At 42.5% G+C, this 25875-nt stretch carries 23 protein-coding genes; 9 read left to right on the top strand and 14 right to left on the bottom strand.

Annotated features, from left to right (window positions below; translation table 11 throughout):
* The first annotated feature begins 202 nt into the window (after positions 1-202).
* The 3 genes from I8748_RS14170 (at position 203) to I8748_RS14160 (ending at position 3244) form a co-directional block, all read left to right on the top strand.
* The gene (locus tag I8748_RS14170) at positions 203-1441 is read left to right on the top strand and encodes a phosphotransferase family protein (RefSeq protein WP_198125225.1); all 1239 of its coding nucleotides are present in this window, start codon (positions 203-205) and stop codon (positions 1439-1441) included.
* 190 nt (positions 1442-1631) lie between these two features.
* On the top strand, positions 1632-2720 hold the full coding sequence (locus I8748_RS14165; RefSeq protein ID WP_198125224.1) for a T3SS effector HopA1 family protein: 1089 nt from the start codon (positions 1632-1634) through the stop codon (positions 2718-2720).
* A 77-nt stretch (positions 2721-2797) separates the two neighbouring features.
* A complete protein-coding gene (locus I8748_RS14160) occupies positions 2798-3244 on the top strand; it encodes an acyl-CoA thioesterase (RefSeq protein WP_198125223.1) in 447 nt (148 codons plus the stop codon).
* Here I8748_RS14160 and I8748_RS14155 read toward each other — a convergent pair.
* The 3 genes from I8748_RS14155 to menA form a co-directional block, all read right to left on the bottom strand.
* Complete coding sequence (locus I8748_RS14155) at positions 3227-4708, bottom strand: 2-succinylbenzoate--CoA ligase (RefSeq protein ID WP_198125222.1); 1482 nt, start codon at positions 4706-4708, stop codon at positions 3227-3229. The genes I8748_RS14160 and I8748_RS14155 overlap by 18 nt on opposite strands.
* Complete coding sequence (locus I8748_RS14150) at positions 4693-5781, bottom strand: o-succinylbenzoate synthase (protein ID WP_198125221.1); 1089 nt, start codon at positions 5779-5781, stop codon at positions 4693-4695. The genes I8748_RS14155 and I8748_RS14150 overlap by 16 nt, the downstream gene beginning before the upstream one ends.
* A gap of 95 nt (positions 5782-5876) precedes the next feature.
* Positions 5877-6773, bottom strand: coding sequence for a 2-carboxy-1,4-naphthoquinone phytyltransferase (menA, locus tag I8748_RS14145; RefSeq protein ID WP_198125220.1), 897 nt, complete (start codon positions 6771-6773; stop codon positions 5877-5879).
* A gap of 326 nt (positions 6774-7099) precedes the next feature.
* Between menA and I8748_RS14140 the strand changes: the two genes are divergently transcribed.
* Positions 7100-8512 (top strand): isochorismate synthase, encoded by a 1413-nt coding sequence (locus tag I8748_RS14140; RefSeq protein ID WP_198125219.1) that lies wholly within the window; start codon positions 7100-7102, stop codon positions 8510-8512.
* Between the two features lie 330 nt (positions 8513-8842).
* On the opposite strand, the gene I8748_RS14135 is transcribed toward I8748_RS14140, so the two are convergent.
* From I8748_RS14135 to I8748_RS14115, 5 genes are all read right to left on the bottom strand, one after another.
* Positions 8843-9247: a putative toxin-antitoxin system toxin component, PIN family gene (locus tag I8748_RS14135; RefSeq protein ID WP_198125218.1), complete on the bottom strand. Its 405-nt coding sequence runs from the start codon at positions 9245-9247 to the stop codon at positions 8843-8845.
* Entirely contained in the window at positions 9244-9483 is a 240-nt protein-coding gene (locus tag I8748_RS14130; protein ID WP_198125217.1) for a hypothetical protein, read from the bottom strand. The genes I8748_RS14135 and I8748_RS14130 overlap by 4 nt, the downstream gene beginning before the upstream one ends.
* Positions 9484-9615: 132 nt before the next feature.
* Positions 9616-10923 carry a glutamate-5-semialdehyde dehydrogenase gene (locus I8748_RS14125; protein ID WP_198125216.1) on the bottom strand — a complete coding sequence of 436 codons (1308 nt, stop codon included), beginning with the start codon at positions 10921-10923 and terminating at the stop codon, positions 9616-9618.
* 167 nt (positions 10924-11090) lie between these two features.
* Positions 11091-11216: a hypothetical protein gene (locus I8748_RS14120; protein ID WP_318781222.1), complete on the bottom strand. Its 126-nt coding sequence runs from the start codon at positions 11214-11216 to the stop codon at positions 11091-11093.
* A gap of 155 nt (positions 11217-11371) precedes the next feature.
* On the bottom strand, positions 11372-11560 hold the full coding sequence (locus tag I8748_RS14115; RefSeq protein WP_198125214.1) for a hypothetical protein: 189 nt from the start codon (positions 11558-11560) through the stop codon (positions 11372-11374).
* Between the two features lie 127 nt (positions 11561-11687).
* On the opposite strand from I8748_RS14115, the gene I8748_RS14110 reads away from it, so the two are divergent.
* Positions 11688-12065, top strand: coding sequence for a hypothetical protein (locus I8748_RS14110; protein WP_198125213.1), 378 nt, complete (start codon positions 11688-11690; stop codon positions 12063-12065).
* A gap of 298 nt (positions 12066-12363) precedes the next feature.
* Positions 12364-14361 carry a zinc metalloprotease HtpX gene (locus I8748_RS14105; RefSeq protein WP_198125212.1) on the top strand — a complete coding sequence of 666 codons (1998 nt, stop codon included), beginning with the start codon at positions 12364-12366 and terminating at the stop codon, positions 14359-14361.
* 222 nt (positions 14362-14583) lie between these two features.
* On the opposite strand, the gene I8748_RS14100 is transcribed toward I8748_RS14105, so the two are convergent.
* A complete protein-coding gene (locus I8748_RS14100; RefSeq protein WP_198125211.1) occupies positions 14584-14721 on the bottom strand; it encodes a hypothetical protein in 138 nt (45 codons plus the stop codon).
* Positions 14722-15342: 621 nt separating this feature from the next.
* Between I8748_RS14100 and I8748_RS14095 the strand changes: the two genes are divergently transcribed.
* Both I8748_RS14095 and I8748_RS14090 read left to right on the top strand, forming a co-directional pair.
* On the top strand, positions 15343-16929 hold the full coding sequence (locus I8748_RS14095; protein WP_198125210.1) for an iron uptake porin: 1587 nt from the start codon (positions 15343-15345) through the stop codon (positions 16927-16929).
* Positions 16930-16996: 67 nt separating this feature from the next.
* Positions 16997-18391, top strand: coding sequence for a sugar porter family MFS transporter (locus I8748_RS14090; RefSeq protein ID WP_198125209.1), 1395 nt, complete (start codon positions 16997-16999; stop codon positions 18389-18391).
* A gap of 42 nt (positions 18392-18433) precedes the next feature.
* Here I8748_RS14090 and I8748_RS14085 read toward each other — a convergent pair whose 3' ends face one another.
* Positions 18434-19819: a metal-dependent hydrolase family protein gene (locus I8748_RS14085; protein WP_198125208.1), complete on the bottom strand. Its 1386-nt coding sequence runs from the start codon at positions 19817-19819 to the stop codon at positions 18434-18436.
* 421 nt (positions 19820-20240) lie between these two features.
* On the opposite strand from I8748_RS14085, the gene I8748_RS14080 reads away from it, so the two are divergent.
* Positions 20241-21710, top strand: coding sequence for an aldehyde dehydrogenase family protein (locus tag I8748_RS14080; RefSeq protein WP_198125207.1), 1470 nt, complete (start codon positions 20241-20243; stop codon positions 21708-21710).
* 10 nt (positions 21711-21720) lie between these two features.
* On the opposite strand, the gene mazG is transcribed toward I8748_RS14080, so the two are convergent.
* The 4 genes from mazG to kdpB form a co-directional block, all read right to left on the bottom strand.
* Entirely contained in the window at positions 21721-22545 is an 825-nt protein-coding gene (mazG, locus tag I8748_RS14075) for a nucleoside triphosphate pyrophosphohydrolase (RefSeq protein ID WP_198125206.1), read from the bottom strand.
* A 172-nt stretch (positions 22546-22717) separates the two neighbouring features.
* The gene (gene kdpC, locus I8748_RS14070; protein WP_198125205.1) at positions 22718-23362 is read right to left on the bottom strand and encodes a K(+)-transporting ATPase subunit C; all 645 of its coding nucleotides are present in this window, start codon (positions 23360-23362) and stop codon (positions 22718-22720) included.
* Positions 23362-23646 carry a potassium-transporting ATPase subunit F gene (locus I8748_RS14065; RefSeq protein ID WP_198125204.1) on the bottom strand — a complete coding sequence of 95 codons (285 nt, stop codon included), beginning with the start codon at positions 23644-23646 and terminating at the stop codon, positions 23362-23364. The genes kdpC and I8748_RS14065 overlap by 1 nt, the downstream gene beginning before the upstream one ends.
* Before the next feature lie 22 nt (positions 23647-23668).
* A complete protein-coding gene (kdpB, locus tag I8748_RS14060; protein ID WP_198125203.1) occupies positions 23669-25822 on the bottom strand; it encodes a potassium-transporting ATPase subunit KdpB in 2154 nt (717 codons plus the stop codon).
* Positions 25823-25875: the final 53 nt, after the last annotated feature.

Raw genomic sequence — 25875 nt, 5'->3', positions numbered from 1 at the left:
TATACCACTAAAATTTAAAGTAAAAATAAAGGTTATCTTGCCATTTTGGCAGGATTTTATGCAAAAGATAAGATATTAATAAATTAGAGCAATCATGATTGTTACTAGCACAGTTGTTGCTGTCTACCGAAACTGCTAAAGCTAAATCAATCCCGACATTAGGTGATTTTCAAGAGCAATTTTACGAAGTAGGACATAATACATGTTATTACCACTGTCTTCTCACAACGTTATCCAGTATCTGCGAGATGCAGGTCTGTGTAGTTCAGAAGATGGCTCATTGAATGAGTCTGAGTTACCAGAAAGTAGCAAGAAGAATTTCAATTTATTGGTGACTCTAGGGGGTAATCGCCAACTACTAGTTAAACAAGAACGTAGTGTTGGAGGTGATGGAATTCCTCATGAATTTTTTAATGAGTGGCTATTTCACCAATTGCTTCAGCAGTTTCCAGTTCTCGGTAACATTAGAGCGATCGCGCCATTAGTGCTACATTTTGACGAGGAAAATTCTATCCTTGTCCGTAACTACTTGAGTGAATATGTGGAACTGGGGAGATTTTACCGCCACAACGATATCTTCCCACCAGAAATTGCCAGTGCGATCGCCATCACGTTGGCGGGACTGCACCGCGCTACCTTCCAACGGCGGGAATATCGTGAATTTATGTTAACTGCTCCCCAAGGACAGTTTCGCTATAACTTTTACAACCCCGCACAAGGGATAGGCTCAATTGGGCCAGAGATTTTTGGTCAGATTCCCACTGAGGCGCTGAAATTTTATGTACTCTATCAACGTTACGAGAGTTTAGAGTCAGCGATCGCAGATTTGGCTTATGAATGGCAACCTTGTTGCTTGACTCACAACGACCTCAAGTTAGACAATATATTAATACATTCCCGTTGGAATCAACTAGACAATTGCTTGGTGCGATTAATTGATTGGGAAGCTTGCGCTTGGGGTGATCCTGCCTTTGATTTGGGAACTCTAATAGCAAGCTATTTAGGAATTTGGTTAAAGAGTCTTGTGGTAGACCCCACCATTGAATTAGAAGAATCTCTAAGTCTAGCAATGACACCGCTTGAGGTGATTCAACCTTCATTGCTGGCTCTCATTCGGGCTTATTTGAATGCTTTTCCCATGATTTTGGAGTATCGTAGTGACTTTCTGGTGCGAGTTCTTCAGTTTGCAGGACTAGCACTAATTCACCAAATTCATGACAGAATGCAGTGTCAAAAATACTTTGATAATGGTGATATCTCTATGCTCCAAGTTGCTAAAAATTTACTCACTATACCAGAGCAATCTGTGATGAGTATTTTTGGTGTGAGTGAATCGGAAATTGTTAGCCCTTTGGCAAAACTTCATAAAATTCCTCAGCCAGAGAAGGAGCAGCAATTAGTGCGGCTCTACTATGAAAAAACTCGCCTGCGTGGTTGTTAAAAAACGAGGCTGAACAATTCAAAAAGCAAAATTGTGAATTTTATATTTTGAGTTTTGAATTTGTCATCTTTTTATTTACTAAAACACCAAAATTTTGACAATCACAACTAACAACTAACAACTGACCACTGACGACCCTAAATAGACAACTTCTTTCACCCTCACTTATTTTTTAATTTTGAATTGATTAATGCTAGATGATTCTGTTAATCCCCTTCTAAATTCTCTGTTCGATATTGCTGGCAATATCCAAATTGAGCCAAACTTTTGTATTCACCATCCTAGTTATCAACCTTTTTCACTACCGACTAAAGTAGCAGAAAGATTTCAACAAAATTCTCCTGCCTTACAACATAAATATCTCTCGCTATTACTGCGAAATTTTCTCCACGGGATTTATTACAATGGTTCTCTACAAAGCATTTTAGCTGTCAATAATGATAGTGGTAATTGTGTGCTACACCAAAATTTAGAGAACAATTCTATTTTGGAGATTGATTGGGAATTTTATGAGCAACTGCACGCTAACAATCACGGTAGCGGTTATTTTGACCCTAGTTGGCAAGTGTTGCGCCAAGAACCTGATGGTAGTATGGCAGTGACTAAAGGTGGTTTGACATTATATATTGAGCCAGATTGCCATCTCAAACCAAGTACAAAATCTGCTAAAACTGGTGAATCAGTTGCTATTTGGATGCCTAAAAATCGGCTGCAAAACGGGTGTTACCTAGCAGTGAGTAATGTGGGACACCAAAAGCAGGGGAACCCAGACGAAGATTTGGGTACGGGAAGAATCTATTTTAATTTTACTGCATCTGGTGCGATCGCCCTCATGGATAGCTTGACACAGCAACTAAATGCTGCTGGTATTGCTTTTACGTTTCAGGTACTCTACAACCCCTGTGCATACGGGCGCTATGACTCCGGTGTACTCTACTTTGAACGTCACGACTATCCTAAAATCCATAAAATACTTCAGGCTGTATATACAGAAAATCAATCGTATTTTCAGACTGAAATTCCTCTGTTCACTAAGTTTTTAGCACCTGGGCTGGGTTTAGCTGAAGAACCAACTCAAAAATTTGCGGCGCGGGAAAGTTTTGGGTTGAATCGGTGCCAAATCCTCGCTAATGCTTTGTTGGAAGCGTGGCAAAAAGGTAAAAACGCGATGGAGGAACGTATAAAGACAATTGATCAACATTTTGCACAGCATTTAATTGATTTACAGCGTCCTTACCTCAATCCTAGTTCTGAGGATATATATTACCCTTTAAAGTGAGAAGTTTTGTTTTTACAGTAAAATTAATTGATAGAGCAAGTGATCAGCTTGCTCTTTTTAATTTCTAATTTTTCAAGATGACTTTTACTTATAATCGCACTGTTCGCTTTCGAGATACTGATGCCGCCCAAGTAGTGTATTTTGCAAATATTTTGGGTATTTGTCATGAAGCTTATGAAGAATCTCTAGCAGCATCAGGGATTAATCTCAAAGATTTTTTTACTAATCCATCTGTAGCTTTTCCCATTGTTCATACTAGTGTCGATTTTTTTCGTCCGATGTTTTGTGGGGACAATTTAGTAATTAGTTTAATTCCCCAAAAGCTGGGTGTTGATAAGTTTGAAATTGCTTATGAGATTTCGGTTGCAGATGTAGTTGTTGCTAAGGCAATTACTCGACATGTTTGTATTGATGCAAGTAGTAGAAAAAAGCAGGAATTACCTGAAGAAATTGTTAGCTGGTTGGAAACGAACCGCAGAGACGCGGAGGGCGCGGAGAGAAGAAGGTTAAGAGAGGTTTTGTAGGTATTCTGTGGCTATTTGCTGTAGTTGCTGGCGATTGATTTTACCTTGGGTGTTGCGGGGTAAGTTTGGTAGAGGAATCCAGTGTTTGGGAATTTTAAATTTGCTGAGTTTGTTGTAAAGTTGGGTTTGAATTTCAATTATGGAAGTATTTGAATTGTTGGGGACGTAAAGGGCTGTTAATGCTTGTCCCCAATGTTGATCTGGGATACCAATCACGCAAATATCAGCAACCATTTGAGTTTCTCTAATAGCAGATTCAATTTCTATTGGGTAAATGTTTTCTCCGCCTGTGATAATTTTGTCGCTGTTACGTCCGACTATATTTAAATAACCTTGCTCATCTAAAAATCCTAAATCATCTACTTGAAAATAATCCTGATTATTCCAGGTTTGAGGATAGTAGCCAAGGGCTAGAGATTTAGCCTGAATGGTGATATTGCCTATTTGATTGTAATTTAGGACTTGGCCTTGCTGATTGCGAATTATTATTTTTGCATGGGGCAGAATTTGACCACTACTAATTTTACCGTTGAGAAAATCATCGGGTTTGAGGGTAGCAATTTGAGAGGCGGTTTCTGTCATCCCATAGGTGGGTGCTAATTGAATGCGGTTAAATCTCGCTTTTTCTAGTAGTTCATGCCAAGCTGGCGCACCTCCCAAAAGTACAGTTTTAAATTGGGCTAGCCAATTGGTTAATTCTGGATTTTGCAGGAGGCGTTGTAACTGTGTTGGAACTAAAGATATAAAAAAATCTGAGGTTTGAATATTGGATATTTGACTAATGTCTAATGTTTTGAATGGGATAATAGCTAATTTACCTCCAGTCAAAAAGGAACGCATAAATTGCATTAAACCACTGACATGATATAGCGGTAACACACAAAAAGAATTGACTTGCTTTAGCTGAAAATATTCTACAAATCCTTGTACAGATGCTTTGAGAGTTTCCCATGTGTGGATAGCAAACTTAATCTGTCCCGATGAACCACCAGTGGGAATCATTATTAGTGGGGAGTAGGGAGTAGGGAGTGGGGAGTGGGGAGATGAGGGGGATGAGGGGGATGAGGGAGATGAGGAGGATGAGGGAGATAAGGGGGATGAGGTAGAATTTTGTTCCCCATTCCCAATTCCCAATTCCCAATTCTCAATTCCCAATTCCCAATTCCCAATTCCCCAAATTATATCTGGCTGTACTAAATTAAATACTTGTTGCCATTCTTGTTTCCCCCAGTCGGGGTTACACAAAAAAACTGAACAATTAGCAGCACAAGCAGCAATAAAACTTGCTAAAAATTTTACTGTTTCACGTTCAGATAGGATAATTTTTACTGTTGATTTATACTTTAATAATTGGGCTAATTCTAAATATAATTCTTGGGTTAATTCCTGAAGTTGATGGCTGTTGTAATTAATCAGCCAATCATTTTGAATATGGTTATTGAGATAGTCTAAAAGTCTTTCCATAGGTGTTGCAGCCAGGTTTGTTCTTCTTGTTCAAAAAAGTGGTTGATGCCAAAACCAACTGCCCTATTATGGGGGGATAATTCTGCTGCTAGTTTGAGTGCAGCTTGTCTACCAATGGTAGTCTCAAATACAGATGAAAATACTGCGTCAATTTCATGCTGTTGGCAAAACTGCCGCAAACGAGATGGTGAACCAACAATCCCAGGTTTAATAACGAAAATATCTCGCCAACCTTGGTGATAACGGGTTGCAAGTTGTTTGAGTGTGGCGACAGATTCATCTAAAGCCATTGGAGTTTTATAACACTTACTCAATTCCAGCATTTCCTCGAATTGCCCAACAGGTAGCGGTTGTTCAAGAAATTCAATTTCTAAGGATAATGCTTGATTTGCTTGGATATTATCGCAATTTTGCAGCCATAAGTTAGCGTCTTCATAGCTGAGTCCGCCGTTAGCATCTAATCGCAGTTTGGTAGAGGCTGGTAAGGCGTGTATCAGTGAGTCTAAAATTTTTAGTTCATGCGCGATCGCATACACCCCAATTTTCCATTTCAACGTGCGATAACCGTCCCGCCACAGCCTTTCCCACTGTTCTAACGCCGCCTCACCCGCTGGTAATAAACCACTGTAGGATAAAAGTGAGGAGTTAGCAGTTAGGAGTGAGGAGTTAGCAGTTAGGAGTGAGGAGTTAGGAGTTGTAAAATTACTCCTCCCATTCCCAATTCCCAATTCCCAATTCCCAATTCCCAATTCCCAATTCCCAATTCCCAATTCCCAATTCCCAATTCCCTCCAACGCCGACTCAAAGCCAAATTGACAAGCAGGTAAGTCATCTGGGATGGAAAAAATTGTTTCTTCAGTGATTTGTGTTGGTAGTTGGTGACAAAAATCTAAGGCTTGTTCTAGAGTTTCTGAACCAAACCAGCTAATTGGGGCAATTTCTCCCCAACCGATACCAGTTTCGTCGCTAAGGCTGAGAATAATCCCTTCACGAATATCCCAAATGCCATGACTGGTAGCAAGCGATCGCACAAATCTACGGCTATAAGGACGAAATTTAAATTTGTAAGTCACGACACGAAAATTAAGCTAACTCATTGGGGTTATCATTTGTCAGTTGTCATTTGTTAGTTGCTACTGACCACTAACCACTGACAACTGACTATTAACTAAAGCATGAATCCCACACCAAAGAATAAGCAACTCCAAAAATGCACTTTGACGGCGATGAATTTACAGTTACTCACTTTGTCCGGCAGGTGATGATTTTGCTCAACGTGGTGACATAATTTGAAGGCGTAAGGTAAACTCAGCCAACTTAGCAACGTCCATACGGGGAAAGTTCCCCACAGCACAAACAGTAAGGTGAGGGGATAAATACTGCCTGTAATCCACTTCAGGAGTTGGGCGCCTTTTGCTGTACCTAAACGGACAATAGGCGATCGCTTGCCGGCGGCTATGTCATCCTTAACTTGGTGAAAGTGTGAACAAAACAAAATTAAGCTTGTGGGTATTCCCACAATTACTGAGGCGGCTAAACTCGTCATTGACCAAGTTTGAGTTTGGCTGTAATATGCTGCTGTCACTAATAAAGGCCCAAAGGCAAAAAAGCAAATAATTTCGCCTAAACCCTGGTATCCTAAACGAAAGGGAGGCCCTTGATAAATGTAGCCTAAACCACAGCCCAGTAAACTTATCCCGAACACGGTTGGATCTTTTTGCCAAATTGCGATCGCTAGTATTCCCAATAAACCCGCAATTAAACAAAAATTTCCTAACCAAAATATTAATGGTTTATTGCCAGTCAAGTTCACCAGAGAATGATGTTTATTTTTATCGATTCCTGTTTCTGCATCAAAGACATCATTGCTGATATTTTCCCACGCCAGAATTAAAATTGCCGCAACTAAAAAAGTAGAAAATACTGCCACATTCAAAACTTTTGTCTGGGCAAAAGCTACTGCTGTTCCTATCCAAACGGGCATAATAGCAACGCTGTACATCGGCGGTTTAATTGCCGCCATCCATAATTTAATTTTAGGATCTGAAATCTGCGCTTGTGTCATCAGTCTTGATTAATTAAATTACTAAAATCTTACTCATAATTCATTTCTGCTGAATGCTAAATATACAACATTCTCAGCATTCAGCACTCTCAAATCAGCACTTTCAACTCTCTACTGTTGTTGGCTGGTTAACCTCCCATGAGTAGCACTCCCTCTTGGATTGCAATCCAAAACTGAGTATGGCTTGTCGGCGTATGAGAACACCACAAACAAAGCAAACCATACTCTGGTGAAATGGTAACTAAATATGTTACCTGTAGAAATACGACCACGTTTAATTACACTTTAGGAAGATAACTTAAAAAAAGTTTACTATTGCTAGATCCATGACAGTTTCACCATGTCGCAGCAAATTCTTTGTAGAACACAAAGACTTATACCATTTTTTGTTATCCGTTCAGGAAAATTGCCTCACAAATGATTGTCAGCAAATCGTGAGTGTTTCGCTGGATATTGACTGGGTAGACCCTCTAGTTGTATTGGAGAAATTTTCGCAAGCAAATGAAATAAATTTTTACTTTGAGAACAAAGGAAAAGGAGAAGCGATCGCGGCTATTGATGCCATAGCAAAATTACAAATTGATGGACAAGACCGTTTTATTCAAGCTGAGCATTTTATCAAATCTTGTCTAAAAAATATAATTAATTTTGGTAATACTAATCAACCTTTTGCTGGAACTCACTTTTTTTGTTATTTCAGCTTTTTTCATCAAAAGGTTCAGATAAATTACCCATTTCCATCTGCTACGATTTTTTTACCACGTTGGCAAATAGCTGTAAAAAATCAGCGTTGTGTATTAGTAAATAATATAATTATCAGTACTAGAGTAAATATTAAAAAGATAGTACAGAAATTACACACCCAACTGCAAATTATCGAGTCTCTACAAGATTACTCTCCAAAACTTGATTTCCCAGCACAGTTTAGCAAAAAACCAGTCACGAATTCTGTACACTTCAAAAACTCAGTTGTATCTGCCTTAGAAAAAATTCAATCTAATCATTTAAGTAAAATTGTGCTGGCGGATGTATTAGATGTCAAGTCAAGTAATTATTTTAACTTATTTAAATCCTTAGATAATCTCCGGCAAATACATCCTAATTGTTATATTTTTTCTACAAGTAACGGTAAAGGGCAAAACTTTATTGGTGCTAGTCCAGAACGATTAATTAGTATTCATAGCCAACAGTTAATTACTGATGCATTAGCTGGTTCTGCGCCGCGAGGTCAAACACCAGCTGAAGATGCTGCTAATGCTAATCGCTTACTCAATAGTGCAAAAGAAAGACATGAACATTCGCTAGTAATTGATTTCATTACTCAACGTTTAACTCAGCTAGGCTTGTTACCGCAGGTATCAGCACCACGACTCAGGCAATTATCTAACATCCAGCATTTATGGACACCAATTAGCGCCATAGTTCCTGCTAATGTACATCCCTTAAAGATTATCTCACAACTGCATCCCACACCCGCTGTTGCTGGTGCAGCCAGAGATATTGCTTGTGCAGAAATTCGTCGCTATGAAAATTTCGAGAGGGGTTTATATGCTGCGCCTCTCGGTTGGATAGATGCTGAGGGTAACTGCGAATTTATAGTCGGCATTCGTTCAGCATTGATAGATGGCGATCGCGCTAGGCTGTATGCTGGTGCTGGTATCGTTGCTGGTTCCGACCCTGATAAAGAGTTTGCAGAAGTGCAACTTAAATTGCAGGCGTTACTTAAAGCATTGGTATAAACCCCTTCGGGGTAGGGAATGGGGAATAGGGAATGGGGAATAGGAAACAAGCAAAAACAGGGAGTATTTTCAATCCCTAATAGGGATTAAGTGAAATTTCAACCTAATATAGTGCCAAGAGTCAGATTAAGCCAAATAGCTACGTTTCAATCCCTAATAGGGATTAAGTGAAATTTCAACTACACTACTAAGCGCTGTATATCCCCCTTGAGTTTGTTTCAATCCCTAATAGGGATTAAGTGAAATTTCAACTTTAATATCTTGGAATTGCTAATAGGTGATTTTCAGGTATCAGAAAGCAGATTCGCTGACAAGACTACGAAGTGAATGTCAACTCACGCATAGCCTGTTGAATAACGACACAGAAATAATAGTTGTATTTACCAAAATTTGTGCCTGATTAAAATCAGAATCACCTGTAATCAAAAAATCTGCCTCTGCTGCTAAAGCACAAGCTAAAAACTTGGCATCTTTTCTGTCTCTGGGAAAATCAATTGATAAATTGACATCAATTAGTGTCGAAAATGCATCAATAATTTCAAACCATGATGCTTTCACTTCCTCTGTCAACTTAAATTTAGGACGACTTAATACTGACTTATATTCCGTTAAAATTTCTTGAGAAACAATCCATTCCCAGTCATAAGTATCAACAATAAACTGAATAACTACTCTTGGTATTCCACCCTTAATGACAGCAGAAACTAAAACATTCGTGTCAATAACAACTTTCATTCTCCACGTCGATAAGCTTCAATCTCTGCTGCTATTTCTGATTCTGTAATATCTCGTATTCCTTGTATAGACTGTGTTTTATCAAATAAATCTCGCAGTTTTTGACTAATTTCTGCTCTGGGGTTATCCTCTGCTAAGATAATTATTTCAACTCGCTGTCCTACCTGAAACGGTAAATCAGATAATATTACTTGCTTTGGATCTGTAATAGTGATGTACTTTTTGTAAGCGTTCATAATTTAGCACTAAAAATCAAACACTTTTATTGTTAGGTTGTTCACCATAGATATAGTGAACTTTTCCTACCATCACAACACGGGCTGCAAACTTTATGTTTATTTGCAATAACGTAAATTATGCTATGTCTTCTACACTAAATCCTTGTGAGTAAAAGGCTTGGCATTTGCCCCTGTGTAGGTAGCTACAATCTGACCATCGCCAGTCATTTGATATTTATATGTTACCAATCCTTCTAAGCCGACAGGGCCGCGGGGTGGCATTTGTTGGGTACTAATTCCCACTTCTGCACCAAAACCGTAGCGGAAACCATCAGCAAAGCGGGTAGAACAATTGTGAAAAATATTGGCTGAATTTACTAGTCCAAAGAAAGTTTCACTAGCCGCAGAATCTTCAGTGATAATGGCATCAGTATGACGAGAGCCATATTCATTAATATGGGCGATCGCGTCTTCTATGGAATCCACTATCTTAATGGACAAAATATAATCGCTGTATTCTGTCTCCCAGTCTGTTGCTGTTGCTTTGTTAATATCAGGCAAGATTGCCAAAGTACGTTCATCGCCTCTTAATTCTACATGACGTTCTGCTAAAGCCTGGGCAGCTTTTGGTAAAAATTCAGTAGCAATTGACTGATGAACTAACAAAGTTTCAATGGCATTACAAACAGCAGGATATTGCGCTTTGGCATCAACTGTAATTGTTACTGCTTTAGCAATATCAGCATCTTTATCTATATAAAGATGACAAATGCCATCCGCATGACCTAGTACCGGAATGCGGGTATTTTCTTGCACAAACCGGACAAAAGAATTAGAACCTCTAGGAATAATTAAATCTACATATTTATCTAACTTCAAAAGTTCTAAAGTTTCTTCTCTAGTTGTGAGTAACTGTACCGCATCAGGATTCACAGCAGTTTGAGATAAACCTTGTTTAATTGCCTTAACTATCGCTTCACAAGAACGAACAGCTTCTTTACCACCTTTAAGGATGACACCATTACCAGATTTAATAGCCAAAGAGACAATTTGAATTGCTGCCTCTGGACGTGCTTCAAAAATAATACCCAAAACACCCAATGAACTTGTAATCCGCTTCAGGATTAAGCCAGTATCAAGTTCCCGGTGAATCTGCACTTTCCCAACAGGATCAGCTAGCTTACCGACATCTCGAACACCAGCGATCGCATCTCTTAACTTATGTTCATCTAACTGTAGGCGTTTATAAAGTGGTTGGGGAATTCCTGACGCAGTAGCCGCTTCACAATCAGCAACATTTGCTTGCAAAATTTCATCTTTAGCAGATTCTAAAGCTTGGGCGATGGCATCGATTGCTTGATTTTTCGCCGCAGTCGAGAGAATTGCCAACTTACTAGCACAGGAGCGAGTTTTTTGAGCGATCGCAACTAAAGGTAAAGCAACTTCGAGAGTAGTCATGTCAAACAACTTTTAACTGTGGGAAAAATCTATGGCTTTTACTTATCCTATCAACGTTGGTTGGTCAATTGTCAGTTGTCAGTTGTCAGTTGTTAGTTGTCAGTTGTCAGTTGTCATTCTCCCCATCTCTCCATCCCCCCATCTCCCTCATCTCCCTCATCCCTTGCTTATTTTTTCTTTTCTCTGTCTAGCGCCTCTTGAATCGCACGTCTACAAAATTCGGCAGGGTCGTCATGTGCTTTCACCTCTTCTTTCATAGATTTGGTGGCTCGAAAGCTTATCTGTTCAGTCATAGGTTCTTCGCCTTTTGGCTGTATTCGCTCTAAATTCTCTGGCTTTCCTTTTGGATTGGGCATTGTTTAGAAAAGTAAATATAGCTTGAATTGTCTGGTTTCAAACAATCAGATTTATTCAATAATCATTCTCCCCTGCTCTCATACTCCCTTGCCTATTTTTTCTTTTCTTTATCTAGCGCCTCTTGAATCGCACGTCTACAAAATTCGGCAGGATCATCATGTGCTTTCACCTCTTCTTTCATAGATTTAGTGACTCGAAAACTAAGGTTGTCTTCTAATGGTTCTTCCCCCTTAGCTGGGTATATTGGTAAATTCTCCGGTTTTCCTTTAGGGTTGGGCATTGTTGAGAACTGTAAATCTAACTTGAATTAGATGTATGCATCCTATTAACATTTAAATATCAGTGGTGCGTACGTCTGGTAAACAACTCACCACTGATAACCACCTTTAGATGGACACTTTTATTGTATGTTTAGTCGCTCCGAACTTGAAGCGATGACACTTCAAGAGTTAAAAGACCTTTGCTTGCGATACAGCGTCAAGCCAACGGGGAATGCAGGCTACAAAGTCAGCTATATTACATCCTTGATGGCGTTCCCTCAGATAGCGCTTTCACAATCGAAACAAGGAAAGGGAATAAAATCACCTAGTTTTGGAAATATTCAGAGTATTGGGGAAGCGCTTGATGAGATGAGAGAACCCACAAATGAACAGATGGCGCTGATTAGGGTATCCCTGGAAGGCAGAAGAATGAAATACCCAGAACGATATGAGCAAGAGAGAATATACACCCTGTACAAAGTCAAGCTACTCCTGAGTGAAGTAGTTAATTTATTGAGCCAATAATTACAAGGGTGCGGCGCTTGGCGACAACGCACCTTAAATTTTTGACGGTGCGTTAGCCTACATTTACGTTTATTAACATAGTTGTCGCCAAGCGCCGCACCTTAGATTGTTGACGGTGCGCGATTCCTTCGGCATAACACACCCTATATTTACTTCCAAATAAAAAATATCCCACAGTCATCAGCCATCTTATCAAAAATCAAATTGATACTTGCTATTTTTCCGTAATTGCGATGACGAACGCTGGTTCTATTGAGTATTCATGGATCAAATATCACTCCTTTGCAAAGGAGATCCTATGTCACTTCAATCTGGATTAGAAGCCTTTCAACAAGGGCGTTACCAAGAAGCAGTTAACTTGCTGGAACAATTCAGTCGCAATTGTGTAGATCACAATTCCTCTGATTATCTTTCAGCACAGATGTGGCTGATGAAAGCTTATCAAGCTACAGGGCAAATTGAAAAAGCTACGACCCTGTGGCATAAGTTAATAGTCAGCGAAAACCCACAAGTACGCAACTGGGCAGAACAAGCTCGTCAATCCTTTTCCGAACCGCCAACAACCCAAACTAGTGCCATCCAAAAAGCCGGACGTGCTACTGCTGCTGGTGTGAAATTAGCAATGGGAGGCGTGGGCGGTAGTCTGGTGTTAGCCTCTGGTGTTACCATGACCTTGCTGTTTGGCATGGTGTTGGTTTTAGGTTTGAGCTTAGTATTTATTTTAGGTAGCAACGATCCTCTCCAAGGACTAGCGATCGCTATTGCTATTACATTAATTTTCAACATCGCTGCCTTTTTCCTGTCTCCGTTTCTCATGGACTTAACCCAAAGCTGGCTTTACCAAACTCGTTGGGTAGAGTTGGCAGAAGTTGAAAGCCTCAGTCCAGAGACAGCTAGAGTTATTCGTCAAGTCTGCCAACAGAAAAATCTCAAAGCCCCGCGTCTAGGAATCATTAACGACCAAAACCCCACGGCTTTTACTTACGGTTCATTACCGAACAGTGCCCGCCTAGTAGTTAGTCAGGGACTTTTCACTTATCTAGACGATGATGAAATTGCTACTGTCTACGCCCACGAATTAGGACACATCGTCCATTGGGACTTTGCAGTGATGACAGTGGCTTCGACCTTAGTGCAAATTTGTTACCTAATTTACAGCACAGCCAGACGCCTCGGTCGTGGCGGCGGCGATAACAAAATCAAAGATGCCATCCAAACCGCTGGTTTAGTTGCCTACATATTTTACATCATCGGTACTTACCTACTGCTGTACCTTTCCCGCACCAGAGAATACTTCGCAGACCACTTCGCAGCAGAAAGTACAGGTAATCCCAATGGATTATCTCGCGCTTTGGTGAAAATTGCCTACGGGATTCTTGAAGAAGGTTCGCGATCAAAAGAACCCAGCCGTTTAATTGAAGGGACTCGCGCCTTGGGTATCTACGACCCCAAAGCCGCAACTTCCACAGGAACCGCCTACCGCATTGCATCCGACCCCCAAAAAATTGGTCGCGTCTTTTTGTGGGATATGTTTAACCCGTGGGGCTGGTGGATGGAGTTAAATTCCACCCATCCCCTGACTGGTAAACGAGTCCGCGCCCTCAGCACCTATGCAGAACAGTTAGGTTTACCAACTGAGTTCGACATGGGGCGAGTTATAGGAGAAGGCAAAAACCTGAGCAAGGGTAAACTTTACGGTAACTTCTTCTTAGATATTGTGCTGTATGGTGCAGAAACCATTGGTTTCTTAGCTGGCTTAGTACTTGGCGTTATCCTATTGTCAAGTACTGGCAACCCAGGTATAACATTGGGTGCGCCATTCATCGGTTTAGGAATAGGGATTCTAGTAAAAGCCCTTGTCATGTTCCCCAGCTACAAGCAAGCACCAGAAACCGACATTCTCACCTTAATGTCAGACCCCTATGCCAGCCCCTTGCGCGGACAACCTGCAAAAATAGAAGGACAATTAATTGGGCGTGGCGACGCTGGTTATAAATTTGGTTCCGATTTAAAAATCCAAGACCGTAGCGGTATGCTTTATCTGCACTACGCCTCACGTTTTGGCCCCATTGGTAATTTCTTGTTTGGCATGAAGCGAGTCAAAAGCTTGATTGGTGAACAAGTTGGGGCTGTGGGTTGGTTCCGCCGAGGCGTTGCTCCTTGGATGGATTTGATCCAACTCCAGAGCGAAAATGGCACCTTTGTCAACAGTTACCATCGCTTCTGGTCATTCATCCTTGGCGGTGGATCGATTATCCTGGGAGTAGTCTTGACTATGTTTTTGAGCAGCAGATAGCTGAGTTTCTAGCCTGCTGCCTGAGCATTTCTCAATACATCCAAGCTTTAATCTACAAGGGGGCGGTTAGCAACTGCCTCCATTTCTTTTGTCAGTGGTCAGTTGTTAGTGGTCAGTTGTCAGTGGTCAGTTGTTATACCATTTCACTAAATAAATGATACAAATAATTTCTCCTCTGCTCCTCTGCCCCCCTGCCCCTCTGCTAGCCTAAATGTATCAACCTTAAAGTAAAACGGTATTAGTGGTCATTTGCCATTTGTAATTCTCCCCATCTCCCCTGCTCCCCATCTCCCCATCTCCCCATCTCCCCTGCTCCCCTGCTCCCTTGCGATCGCGACGCTCCGCATCAGGTTCTCTCATAGTTCACCTTTGACGATGTGGTTTTGCAAGATGCATTTACTAACACCAAAGTGGGTTTTTGAATATATACCAAAATATAGATTTTTTGCTCACATACTTAATATTAATAGTAGCTATTCCTCTACTCCTCTGCACTCTCGGTAATCAGAATAATCTGATTAACAAAATCATAGCTAGCTATAAGTAAGTGAACATAATCATATATAAAATGCCAATCAGAGAAATTCCCTATTACGAGGCTTTTACCTCCTGTCTCCTACTTAGTTGTGATAATTCCAACCCCTGTAAAGGAATGTATCGAGATATGTTGCAAATTACTTAGTAATTCTCACAATTGATCTGGGGCTATGTATGATTCTAATTATTGAGCAAATGTTTTAAAAGTGAGCATAAAACTAAATATTAGTCATTCAAGCTTTTTAAACGCAAAGATTCTGTACAATGCGTCAGCTTTGCTTGGCCAAACTATTGGTTAGGCTTCTTGTCAACGCAGTTCAGCAAGACTAAAACCTGATTGCAGCAAGTGCTAACACCGTTTTTGAAGAAATGGGAATGTTATCTAAATGATTGCAAACATCGTAGTTACACAGTCAAAATTAAAGCCTTTTTGAAAATATACAAATGTTCAAAATTGTTTTTTATAGCTTTTGTTTACTGCTGTTGCCAATTCCAGTGGTCTGGGCAACAGATGGCGATCGCAGCTTGCAAGGACAAGTAACTTCGGTTTCCCAGTTTTCTGATGTGCAACCAACTGATTGGGCATTTGTTGCATTACAATCGCTAATCGAACGCTACGGTTGTATTGCAGGTTATTCAGACAGCACCTATAGCGGCGATCGTGCTTTAAGCCGTTATGAGTTTGCAGCAGGTTTAAATGCTTGCTTGAATCGAATCAATGAATTAATTGCCACAAGCACTACTGATATGGTCAGCAAAGAAGACCTGACAGTACTGCAAAAGTTGCAAACAGAATTTGCAACAGAATTGGCAACTCTACGCGGGCGGGTTGATGTTCTTGAAGCGCGTACAGCAACACTAGAATCACAGCAGTTTTCCACCACAACCAAACTAAATGCCCAAATTATTACCGCCATCAGCGATACCTTTGGCAACGGTGTGGGTAGGGATGGCGATCAATCCCAAGCCTACTTTGCAAATCGCAGCCGTCTCAACTTTGAAAGTAGCTTCACAGGCAAAGATTTGTTGCGAGTCCGGCTAGAGTTTGGCAACTTCTTAAATTCCAACGGCACAAGCCAAATTGCCTCAGTCACAGGCACGGGGATGACACGCCTCAATTTTGATACTGACAGCGACAACACAGTCAGTATTCCCCACATCCGTTACTACTTCCCAGTCAGCGATTCAGTTTCCTTCGTCGTCGGCCCCGCAGGTATTGGCTACACAGACATTACAAACACCATGACACCTGCTACCATCGCTGATGATGGTAACGGCGTTCCCTCACTATTTGGCTCATACAGTCCCCTCTTCCGACGAGGGGGTGGTGGTGGTGCTGTCAACTGGCATATGAGCAAAAACTTGGTTCTAACTTTGGGCTATTTAGCAGACAATCCGAATCTGTCATCAGCAAGACATGGCTTATTTGACGGCGGTTACAACGCCCTCGCTCACTTGGAATATTACGGCAAACAAGGAGCTTTTGGTCTTGCCTACTCTCATGGCTATAGCCCTGCTAGCAGAATTGGTCTGACAGGTGGGACAGGTAGCGCCTTGGCAAGTTCTCCCTTTGGCAACAGCATAGCCACTGCCAGCGACATTGTGGGCGCACAGGGATACTATCGCTTTGCCCCAAATTTCCAAATCCATGCTTGGGGTGGGTACATTTGGGCGACTGCCAAGAACTCAGGTTTAAGTGATATTGCCAATGGTAGAGGAGGAACAGATTCTCTGTTTGTGAACAACGGTGACAATGCTAATGCTTGGTTTGGGGCAATTGGCATGTCATTTCCAGATGTGGGAGGTAAGGGCAACCTGCCAGGGATTCTCTTTGGTTTACCGCCCCATGTGTCCAACAGTGATGTGCGTGAAGACAGAGACAACTCATACCACCTAGAAGCATTCTATCGCTGGCGAGTGAATGACAACATCTCAGTCACACCTGGTTTTTGGATGATTTTCAACCCAGAAAACGACAGCAAAAACGATTCTCAGTATATCGGTGTGATTCGTACAACCTTCGATTTCTAATTTCCCCATTCCCCATTCCCCATGCCCCATTCCCCATTCCCCATTCCCTTTCTTAAGAGATATAACAATGACCTCCACTCTTCGTAAAGCCAATGCCTACTATGTAATATTGATTGCTGGTGCTGCTGCCCTCGGCGGCTTTTTATTCGGTTTTGACACTGCTGTAATTAACGGCGCGGTTTTAGCTCTGGCAAAGGCCTTTAATACCACTAGTTGGGTAACTGGTTTTGCAGTGTCTCTAGCCTTACTAGGATCTGCCATAGGAGCCTTCTTTGCTGGGCAAATTGCAGACCGTTATGGTCGAGTCAAGGCAATGGTAGTCGCAGCCGGGTTGTTTACTCTCAGCGCTATTGGCTCCGGGATTGCCTTTAGTATCTGGGATTTTATCTTTTGGCGGCTATTGGGTGGGATTGCAGTCGGTGCTGCCAGCGTGATTGCACCAGCTTACATCGCAGAATGTTCTCCCAGTCATTTGCGGGGAAGATTAGGATCTCTGCAACAACTAGCGATTGTAGTAGGAATTTTTATTGCCCTACTGAGCGACTACTTTATCGCTGTGTCAGCAGGTTCAGCAGAGGCGCCGTTTTTGTTTGGGATTGCAGCTTGGCGCTGGATGTTTTGGACAGCAGCCCCTCCAGCTGTATTCTATGGCATGGCGGCTTTAACGATTCCCGAATCCCCTCGTTACTTAGTAGCCCAAGGACGGGAACCAGAAGCCGCTAACGTTTTATCCAAAATTTTGGGCGGTGACGTACTAGCTAAAATCGAAGAAATTCGGCAAACAGTGATGCTTGAGCGTGAGCCGAAGTTTAGCGACCTTTTGGGAAGAAGTGGTGGACTCCTAGCAATTGTTTGGATAGGAATAGCCTTATCTGTATTCCAACAATTCGTTGGTATTAACGTCATCTTCTACTACAGCAGCGTTTTGTGGCGGGCAGTGGGATTTTCTGAAAAAGACTCCTTAACAATTACGGTGATTACAGCAGCCGTTAATATTGTTACTACACTGATTGCGATCGCCTTTGTCGATAAATTTGGTCGCAAGCCCTTGCTGATTTTAGGGTCAATCGGTATGACCGCCACCTTGGGAACGATGGCTTTTATTTTTAGGACAGCCCAGCTGGATGCTGCTGGCAACCCTACTCTCACCGGTTCAGCAGGTATTGTGGCTCTTTTAGCAGCTAACATCTATGTATTTTGCTTTGGTTTCTCCTGGGGGCCAGTCGTCTGGGTGCTGTTAGGAGAAATGTTTAATAACAAAATTCGCGCTGCTGCACTTTCGGTTGCTGCTGCAATGCAATGGATTGCCAATTTTGTGGTTTCTACAACTTTTCCCCCCATACTTCAATATTTCGGGCTAGGTGCAGCCTATGGTCTTTATACAATTGCGGCTGCTATCTCGCTATTTTTCGTTCTCTTTTTTATCAGAGAAACCAAAGGGATGGAGTTAGAACAAATGTAAACAAGGGATTGGGGATTGGGCGATCGCACTCTCAGTTCTCAGTCACTTGAGGAGATTCTGATAGATCTTTCCGTCCTTCATAATCACGACGAAGTTTTGATCTGGGTTCTCGATCAGCTTGATGTTTTGCAGCGGATCACCGTTTACCAGCAGTAGGTCAGCCAGTGCGCCTTCTTCGACCACGCCCAGTTTACCCTGGTAGGGATTGCGTGGGCCTGACAATGCCAGCAGTTCGGCATTTGTGCTTGTTGCCATCTTTAACACTTCAGCTGGGGTGTACCAGCGAACCATTTTCGCCAGCTGCGCCCCTTGTCGGGTAGCTAGCTTGGCATCGAATAATGAGTCAGTGCCCCAAGCTGTTTTGAGATTGTATTTCTTAGCCAGGGCATAGGCGGTGTCTGTCCCCCTGGTTATTTCTAGTAGTTTGGCATGGTTAACCGACCCTTTTGGCAAAGGAATAGCATCTTCGTCATTGAGGAAGGGCTGTATACTGAGCCAAATACCTTTTTCAGCCATTATCTTCGCTGTTACCTCATCCATGAGTTGTCCGTGTTCGATGCACTTGACACCAGCCCGAATCGCTTTCTGAATTGCGCGAGGCGTATAGGCATGGACTGTTACATAAGTGTTCCAGTTCTCGGCGGCCTCGACTGCGGCATGTAACTCGGTTTCTGTGTACTGGCTGACATCCAGCGGATCGTAGTTCGATATTATACCGCCACCAGCCGCCAGCTTAATCTGGCTAGCGCCTTGCATGAGTTGCTCGCGGGTTCTGCGGAGTACCTCATCCACACCATCAGCGATCGCAACACTGCTGAAGGCTTCTGTGCTGCTGAGAGTTGTATCGGGTGTCCAGACTAGATCTTTTGGTGTGCGGTAGTCGCCATGTCCGCCAGTCTGCGAGATCATCGCACCGCTAGGATAAATGCGCGGCCCCACCGCATCACCGTTGTCAATGGCCTTTTTGAGGTCGAATACTGGCCCTGCCAAATCACGGATGCTGGTGAATCCACGCAGCAGCATTTGTTTTGCTGCGGTTTGTGCTTTCTGATTCATGACTTCAGGACTAAGGGAGAGTGACTCGTCACTCGTGCTGTTAATCATAAACAGATGGACATGGTTATCAATTAGTCCTGGCATCAGTGTACGACTATTTCCATCAATTCTGGTCAATTCAATGCCTGATGCTGTGGCAATTGGAGTTTTAGAAATGGTTTTAATTTTATTACCGACGACTAAAACATTCGATAGGTCAGAAAGCTGATCAGAAGTGCCATCGAAAATACGCACGTTCGTGAACAGGATGCTGGTGGGTTCCTGACTCTGAACACTGGGGGATGGCTGACTTGGAGTACAGCCTATTGGTGCGATCAACCCCATAAGCACAAGTATCAAAGCTCCTAATGCAATCTGATAGCGAAATTGCATATGCTACTCCTTCCTTCCTTACTGTAGATGTCTGGAGCTAAATTCAATTGTAATAATCAGCCCAAAATACTGGGAAATTTTTAGGCACTGAAGTAGAGGTGCAATTCGTTGTTATACCATTTCACGAAATATCTGATACAGATACATGAGTAGGGGCGTACAGCTGTACGCCCCTACAACTCTTTACTTGAAAAGCGCTGTCAGTTATCCAAGGCGTGAATATCAGGTTGTGCGTTAGGTTAACAGTAGAAAACAGAGGCTTGAAGCGGATTTTTTTAATTTATCGAACTCACGTTTTTTGATGTAAATCTTAATATTTAGCAAATGCTAAGAATTTATAAATAAATCCCACAAATTACTGTGTTCGAGAAAACATAATTATATAGATTTAAGCAAATTTTTTATCGCTTAAGGAGGCCTGATGGTTACAGCAAGAGTACCAGAACAACAGGTCAAAATCGGCCCAACTCGGTTGCTGATTAATAATGAATGGGTAGAAAGTGTCAGCGATCGCCGATTTGAAACCATTAACCCAACTACAGGTGAGGTAATCTGCGATGTCGCAGAAGCAGATGCCCCAGATGTAGAAAAAGCAGTCCAAGCAGCCCGCGCTGCTTTTTCTCGCGGTGAATGGACAAAGCTATCTGCTACTCGTCGCGGCGAGTTGCTTTACAAGCTGGCAGATTTAATTGAACAGAATATTGATGAATTGGCACGGTTGGAAACTCTAGACAATGGCAAGCCCTTACAAGATTCATTGGGCGACTTGGGGCTAGTCATCGGCTGCTATCGCTACTATGCAGGTTGGGCTGATAAGGTACAAGGTAAAACTATCCCAATAAACGGCCCTTACTTCTGTTACACCCGCCACGAACCTGTGGGTGTAGTTGGTCAAATTATCCCTTGGAATTTCCCACTGTTAATGCAAGCATGGAAGCTAGCACCTGCTTTGGCAACTGGTAATACTGTGGTGATGAAAACCGCTGAACAAACGCCTTTGTCAGCATTGCGAGTAGGTGAGTTGATTGTTGAGGCTGGTTTTCCCCCTGGTGTGGTGAATATCTTATCAGGATATGGGCCAACAGCTGGGGCTGCGATCGCTCGCCACATGGATATTGACAAAGTGGCCTTTACTGGTTCCACTGAAGTCGGGCATCTAATTATGGAAGCCGCAGCCAAAAGCAACCTCAAGCGCGTGACTCTCGAACTTGGCGGTAAGAGTCCCAACATCGTCTTTGCTGATGCTGATATGGATGCAGCGATCGCAGGTTCTCACGATGCTTTATTCTTCAACCAAGGTCAATGCTGCTGTGCTGGTTCACGGGTATTTGTGGAAGAAAAATGCTACGACGAGTTTGTCGCTAAAAGTGTAGAACAAGCCAAACAGCGGATTGTCGGTAACCCCTTCGATGAAAGCACAGAACAAGGGCCACAGGTAGACAAAGACCAATTCGACAGAGTGATGGGTTATATCGAGTCTGGGATGCGCGAAGGTGCCCAGATGCTTTGTGGTGGTAGTAGAGTGGGAGACAAAGGTTTCTTCATTGCACCCACAGTCTTTGCTGATGTCCGCGATGAGATGAAAATTGCCCAAGAGGAAATCTTTGGCCCTGTGATGAGTATTATCAAGTTTAAAGACATTGACGAAGTAATTCAACGGGCGAATACTACCATGTATGGACTCGCCGCCGCTGTCTGGACTCAGGATATTAGTAAGGCACACGCGATCGCTCACAATGTGCGTGCTGGTACAGTGTGGGTAAACTGTTATGACGTATTCGACGCTGCTGCACCCTTCGGTGGTTTCAAGCAATCTGGTATCGGTCGCGAACTAGGCGAATATGGCTTACAGCAATATACCGAAGTTAAAACTGTCACCATCAAATTGTAAATTAGATATATCACTGCTCTTTGGCAAGTTGAGCTTTTGCTTGTTGCCAGAGACTTTCTAACTCATCCAAACTGTAATCAGCAAGGGGGCGGTCAACAACTGCCTCCATTCTTTCTAACCGTTGGACAAATCGTTGATTTGTGCCTTGCAAACCAGCGCTAGGATCGAGATTATACCAACGGGCAAGCTGAATAACTGCAAATAGTAAATCTCCTAATTCTGCTTGTTGTCGTTGGGGTGTTTCTTGGGCCAAAGCCTGTTGAAATTCTGCCAATTCCTCATGAAACTTTTCCCAAACGCCATCAATGTTTTCCCATTCAAACCCCACAGCAGCAGCTTTCTGGGAAATCTTCATGGCCGCCGTGAGTGGGGGTAGGGTACGTCCATAGCGACTGAGTTTAGCACTGAGTTTTTGATTTTCTGGGGATGCTTCACCCTTTTCTGTGGCTTTGATTTGTTCCCAATTTTGCCGCACCTCATCGACACTTTGTACCGACACATCACCAAAGACATGGGGGTGACGACGAATCAACTTTTGGGAAATACCTCTGGCTACTTCTTGCAGAGAAAATTGTCCGTATTCACTGGCGATTTGGGCTTGCAATACCACTTGTAAAAGTAAATCTCCTAACTCTTCTTTGATCGCTTCCTTGTCACCATTCTTAATGGCATCAACCACTTCATAAGCTTCTTCAATTACGTATGGTGTCAGCGTTTCGGGAGTTTGCGCCAAATCCCAAGGACAACCACCATCAGGCGATCGCAATTTTGCCACCACCTCAATTAATTCCTGCAACGCCGCCAAAGTATCACCATTGTTTTGATTTAATTCCATAACTAATAAAAACTCCGCGTCCTCTGCGTACTCTGCGGTTCAAAAATTATAAATCGGGGGTAACTTGAGATCATCTGTCATCTTAATACATAATTTATACCAATTCTCTAAGGTACTTCCAAAAAAATAATGTTTTGACTTTTTTTGCTGTAATCATCTCGATGTTTCTGATTCAACTTGCAGATTTTAATGCATCCAAAGCTAGATTTAACTTCAAGACATTGACCCCAGGTTCACCAAAGATTCCTAGAAAACGACCATCAGTATTTTGATTAATCAAAGTTTTTAACTGTTGGGGTTGGACTCCTCGCGCTTTGGCTACACGGGTAATTTGTGCTTTAGCAGCTTCAGGGGTAATGTGGGGGTCAAGGCTAGAACCAGAGGTGTAGACTAAATCTGCGGTAGGTTGCACAAGAGCTGTTTTTAATCGATTTAAATCACCTTCAACCCGTTTGCTGGGATCGGGGTCATCTTTACCTTTGATACGTTCTAGTAAGGCTGAATTACTGGGAGCTAAATTGCTAGCACCAGAAACCCCGGTTTTGAGAATTCCGGCCTCATCTTTTTTGGGATCGGCGGTGCTGTAGCTGGTGGTGCTGGGGCGAGTGTTAAAGTAGCGATCGCTAGTAAAAGGTTGACCAATTAAGCTAGAACCTAAAACCCGACCTTGGCTATCTTTTATTAAACTACCATTGGCTTGAAATGGAAACACAATTTGCCCAAAAGCAATCATCGCAAAGGGATAAATAATTGCGCCAATTACCCAAAGTACTACAGTCGAACGAATTGCTCTGCTGGCTTCTCTTGCAAAACTCATTAGAATTTCTCCGGTACAAACATGACAAAAAACAAATATGTAGAAAGGCTCAACGTCACCAGCCCTAACAGTCCTAAAGCCCAAGCTTGAAAGTGAGAAAACTGTTCCCCAGTGGCAGCATAGACAACAGGCGCAACCACAAGGTTGAAACACATTGCCAAAAACATATACAGAGGCAGCTTTTGTTTACGCCATTGCAACCAAATTTCATTTACTCCTGTAAGTATCTGGGCAAATACTTGAGGTAAAAGAATGGGGAGAATGTTTACACGAGGAGGTTTCATAGTAGTTTTGAATGATTAGAAATTAAGACAAAGGTAAAACGACATCAATAATTTTGATAGCAATAAAAGGTGCAATAATACCCCCCAACCCATAAATTAAAATGTTACGTCTTAATAGTTGGTCTGCTGTTAAAGGACGGAACTTTACACCTTTGAGTGCTAAAGGAATAAGTACGGGAATAATCAAAGCATTGTAAATTAGTGCGGAGATAATTGCAGATTGGGCACTTTTTAATCCCATAATGTTAAGTGCGCCAATACCAGCCGCCGCAAAAATAGTCGGGATGATGGCGAAATACTTAGCAATATCGTTGGCAATAGAGAAAGTTGTTAACGCCCCACGGGTAATGAGTAACTGTTTACCAATAGTTACCAAATCAATCAACTTAGTGGGGTCAGAATCTAAGTCCACCATGTTAGCAGCTTCTTTGGCGGCTTGGGTTCCAGAGTTCATTGCTAACCCTACGTTAGCTTGAGCTAATGCAGGTGCGTCATTAGTACCATCACCTGTCATTGCCACCAGTTTACCTTGAGATTGTTCGCCGCGAATCACGCTAATTTTGTTTTCTGGTGTAGCTTCGGCAATAAAATCATCAACTCCGGCTTCTTTGGCAATTACGCTTGCGGTAATGCGGTTGTCACCTGTAAGCATGACTGTCTTAACACCCATGCGCCGTAGTTGGTCAAATCGTTCCTGCAAGCCAGGTTTAACAATATCTTTAAGATAAATAACACCGAAAATTTGGTCATTTTGGCAGACTGCTAATGGTGTACCACCTAACCGAGAAACTCGCTCATAAGCCGCATCTACATCATCAGGAATGCGACCACCACGAGAACGGACAAAGCCTTTAATTGCATCTACCGCCCCTTTACGGACTTCCTTCCCGTTGGGTAAGTTAGTGCCACTCATGCGGGTTTTGGCTGAGAATTCTACACCTTCTGCTTGTTTGGGGTCGAAATCAACCTTTACACTCAAACTTTCGGCTAGTTTGACAATTGACCTACCTTCCGGTGTTTCATCAAATACACTGGCAGCTAAAGCAACTCGCGCCACATCTGTAACTGAGTAACTGTTCACAGGGATAAACTCATCAGCCATCCGGTTTCCCAAGGTGATAGTACCTGTTTTATCTAGCACTAAGGTATTGATATCACCGCAGGCTTCTACGGCGCGTCCAGAGGTAGCAATAACATTAAATTGTGCGACTCTATCCATACCAGCAATGCCGATCGCACTGAGCAATCCACCGATAGTTGTGGGTATCAAAGCTACCAATAAAGAAATCAAGATAGCAACGCTAGCACCTGCACGCAAACTGTTTCCGGCTTCTGCCCCAAACACAGTACTAATAAAGTTGGCGATATAACCGACAAAGGGAGGCATGGTTGCCACGACAATTAAGAAAACTTGTGTCAGTACGGCTAACAATACTGTGAGGGCAATCTCATTAGGAGTTTTAGTCCGTTCTGCTCCCTCCACAAGAGAAATCATGCGGTCAATAAAGCCTTGACCGGGATCGGCTGTAATGCGAATTGTCAACTCATCTGAAAGTAGACGTGTACCTCCTGTAACTGAACTGGCAATATCTGTACCTGGTTGCTTGAGTACGGGGGCAGATTCCCCAGTAATTGCCGACTCATCCACCGAACCTATGCCTTGAAGGACTTCGCCATCAGCAGGAATCATGTCATTGGCAATTACTTTCACCAAATCGTTGCGGCGCAATTCTGTAGAATTAACTTGCTGAATCGAACCATCAGGCAGTACTTTGCGAGCAATAGTATCGGAACGTGTTGACCTCAAGGAATCTGCTTGTGCCTTACCACGTCCTTCGGCAACTGCTTCTGCAAAGTTAGCAAACAGAACTGTGAAAAACAGAATTAAGGTTATTAACCCATTTAACAGGCGTTGCTGGTTGACATCCACCTGTAAAGTGCCAAATAAATTGGGGTCAAGAGTTACCAGAAAAGTCACAATTGTCCCTACCCAAACCACAAACATCACTGGATTTTTGACAGCAATGCGGGGATGGAGCTTGGCAAATGACTCTTTAATTGCTCTTTGATAAAGCCCTCGCATATCTGCTTTGGGCGTGTGTCTGCGCGAGTCACGAGTTCCCTGGGGAACACGGGGCGGGCGAGGTGAAGGCGATGATTCTATATTAGTTTTCATAGATTATAAAGGTAGGGGAGCAGGGGAGATGGGGGAGATGGGGGAGATGAGGG

It is taken from the genome of Amazonocrinis nigriterrae CENA67 (assembly GCF_016056305.1).
Taxonomy (GTDB): Bacteria; Cyanobacteriota; Cyanobacteriia; order Cyanobacteriales; family Nostocaceae; genus Amazonocrinis; species Amazonocrinis nigriterrae.
The sequence above is the reverse complement of the archived record's forward strand: the minus strand, read 5'-3'. Positions and strand labels throughout refer to the sequence as shown.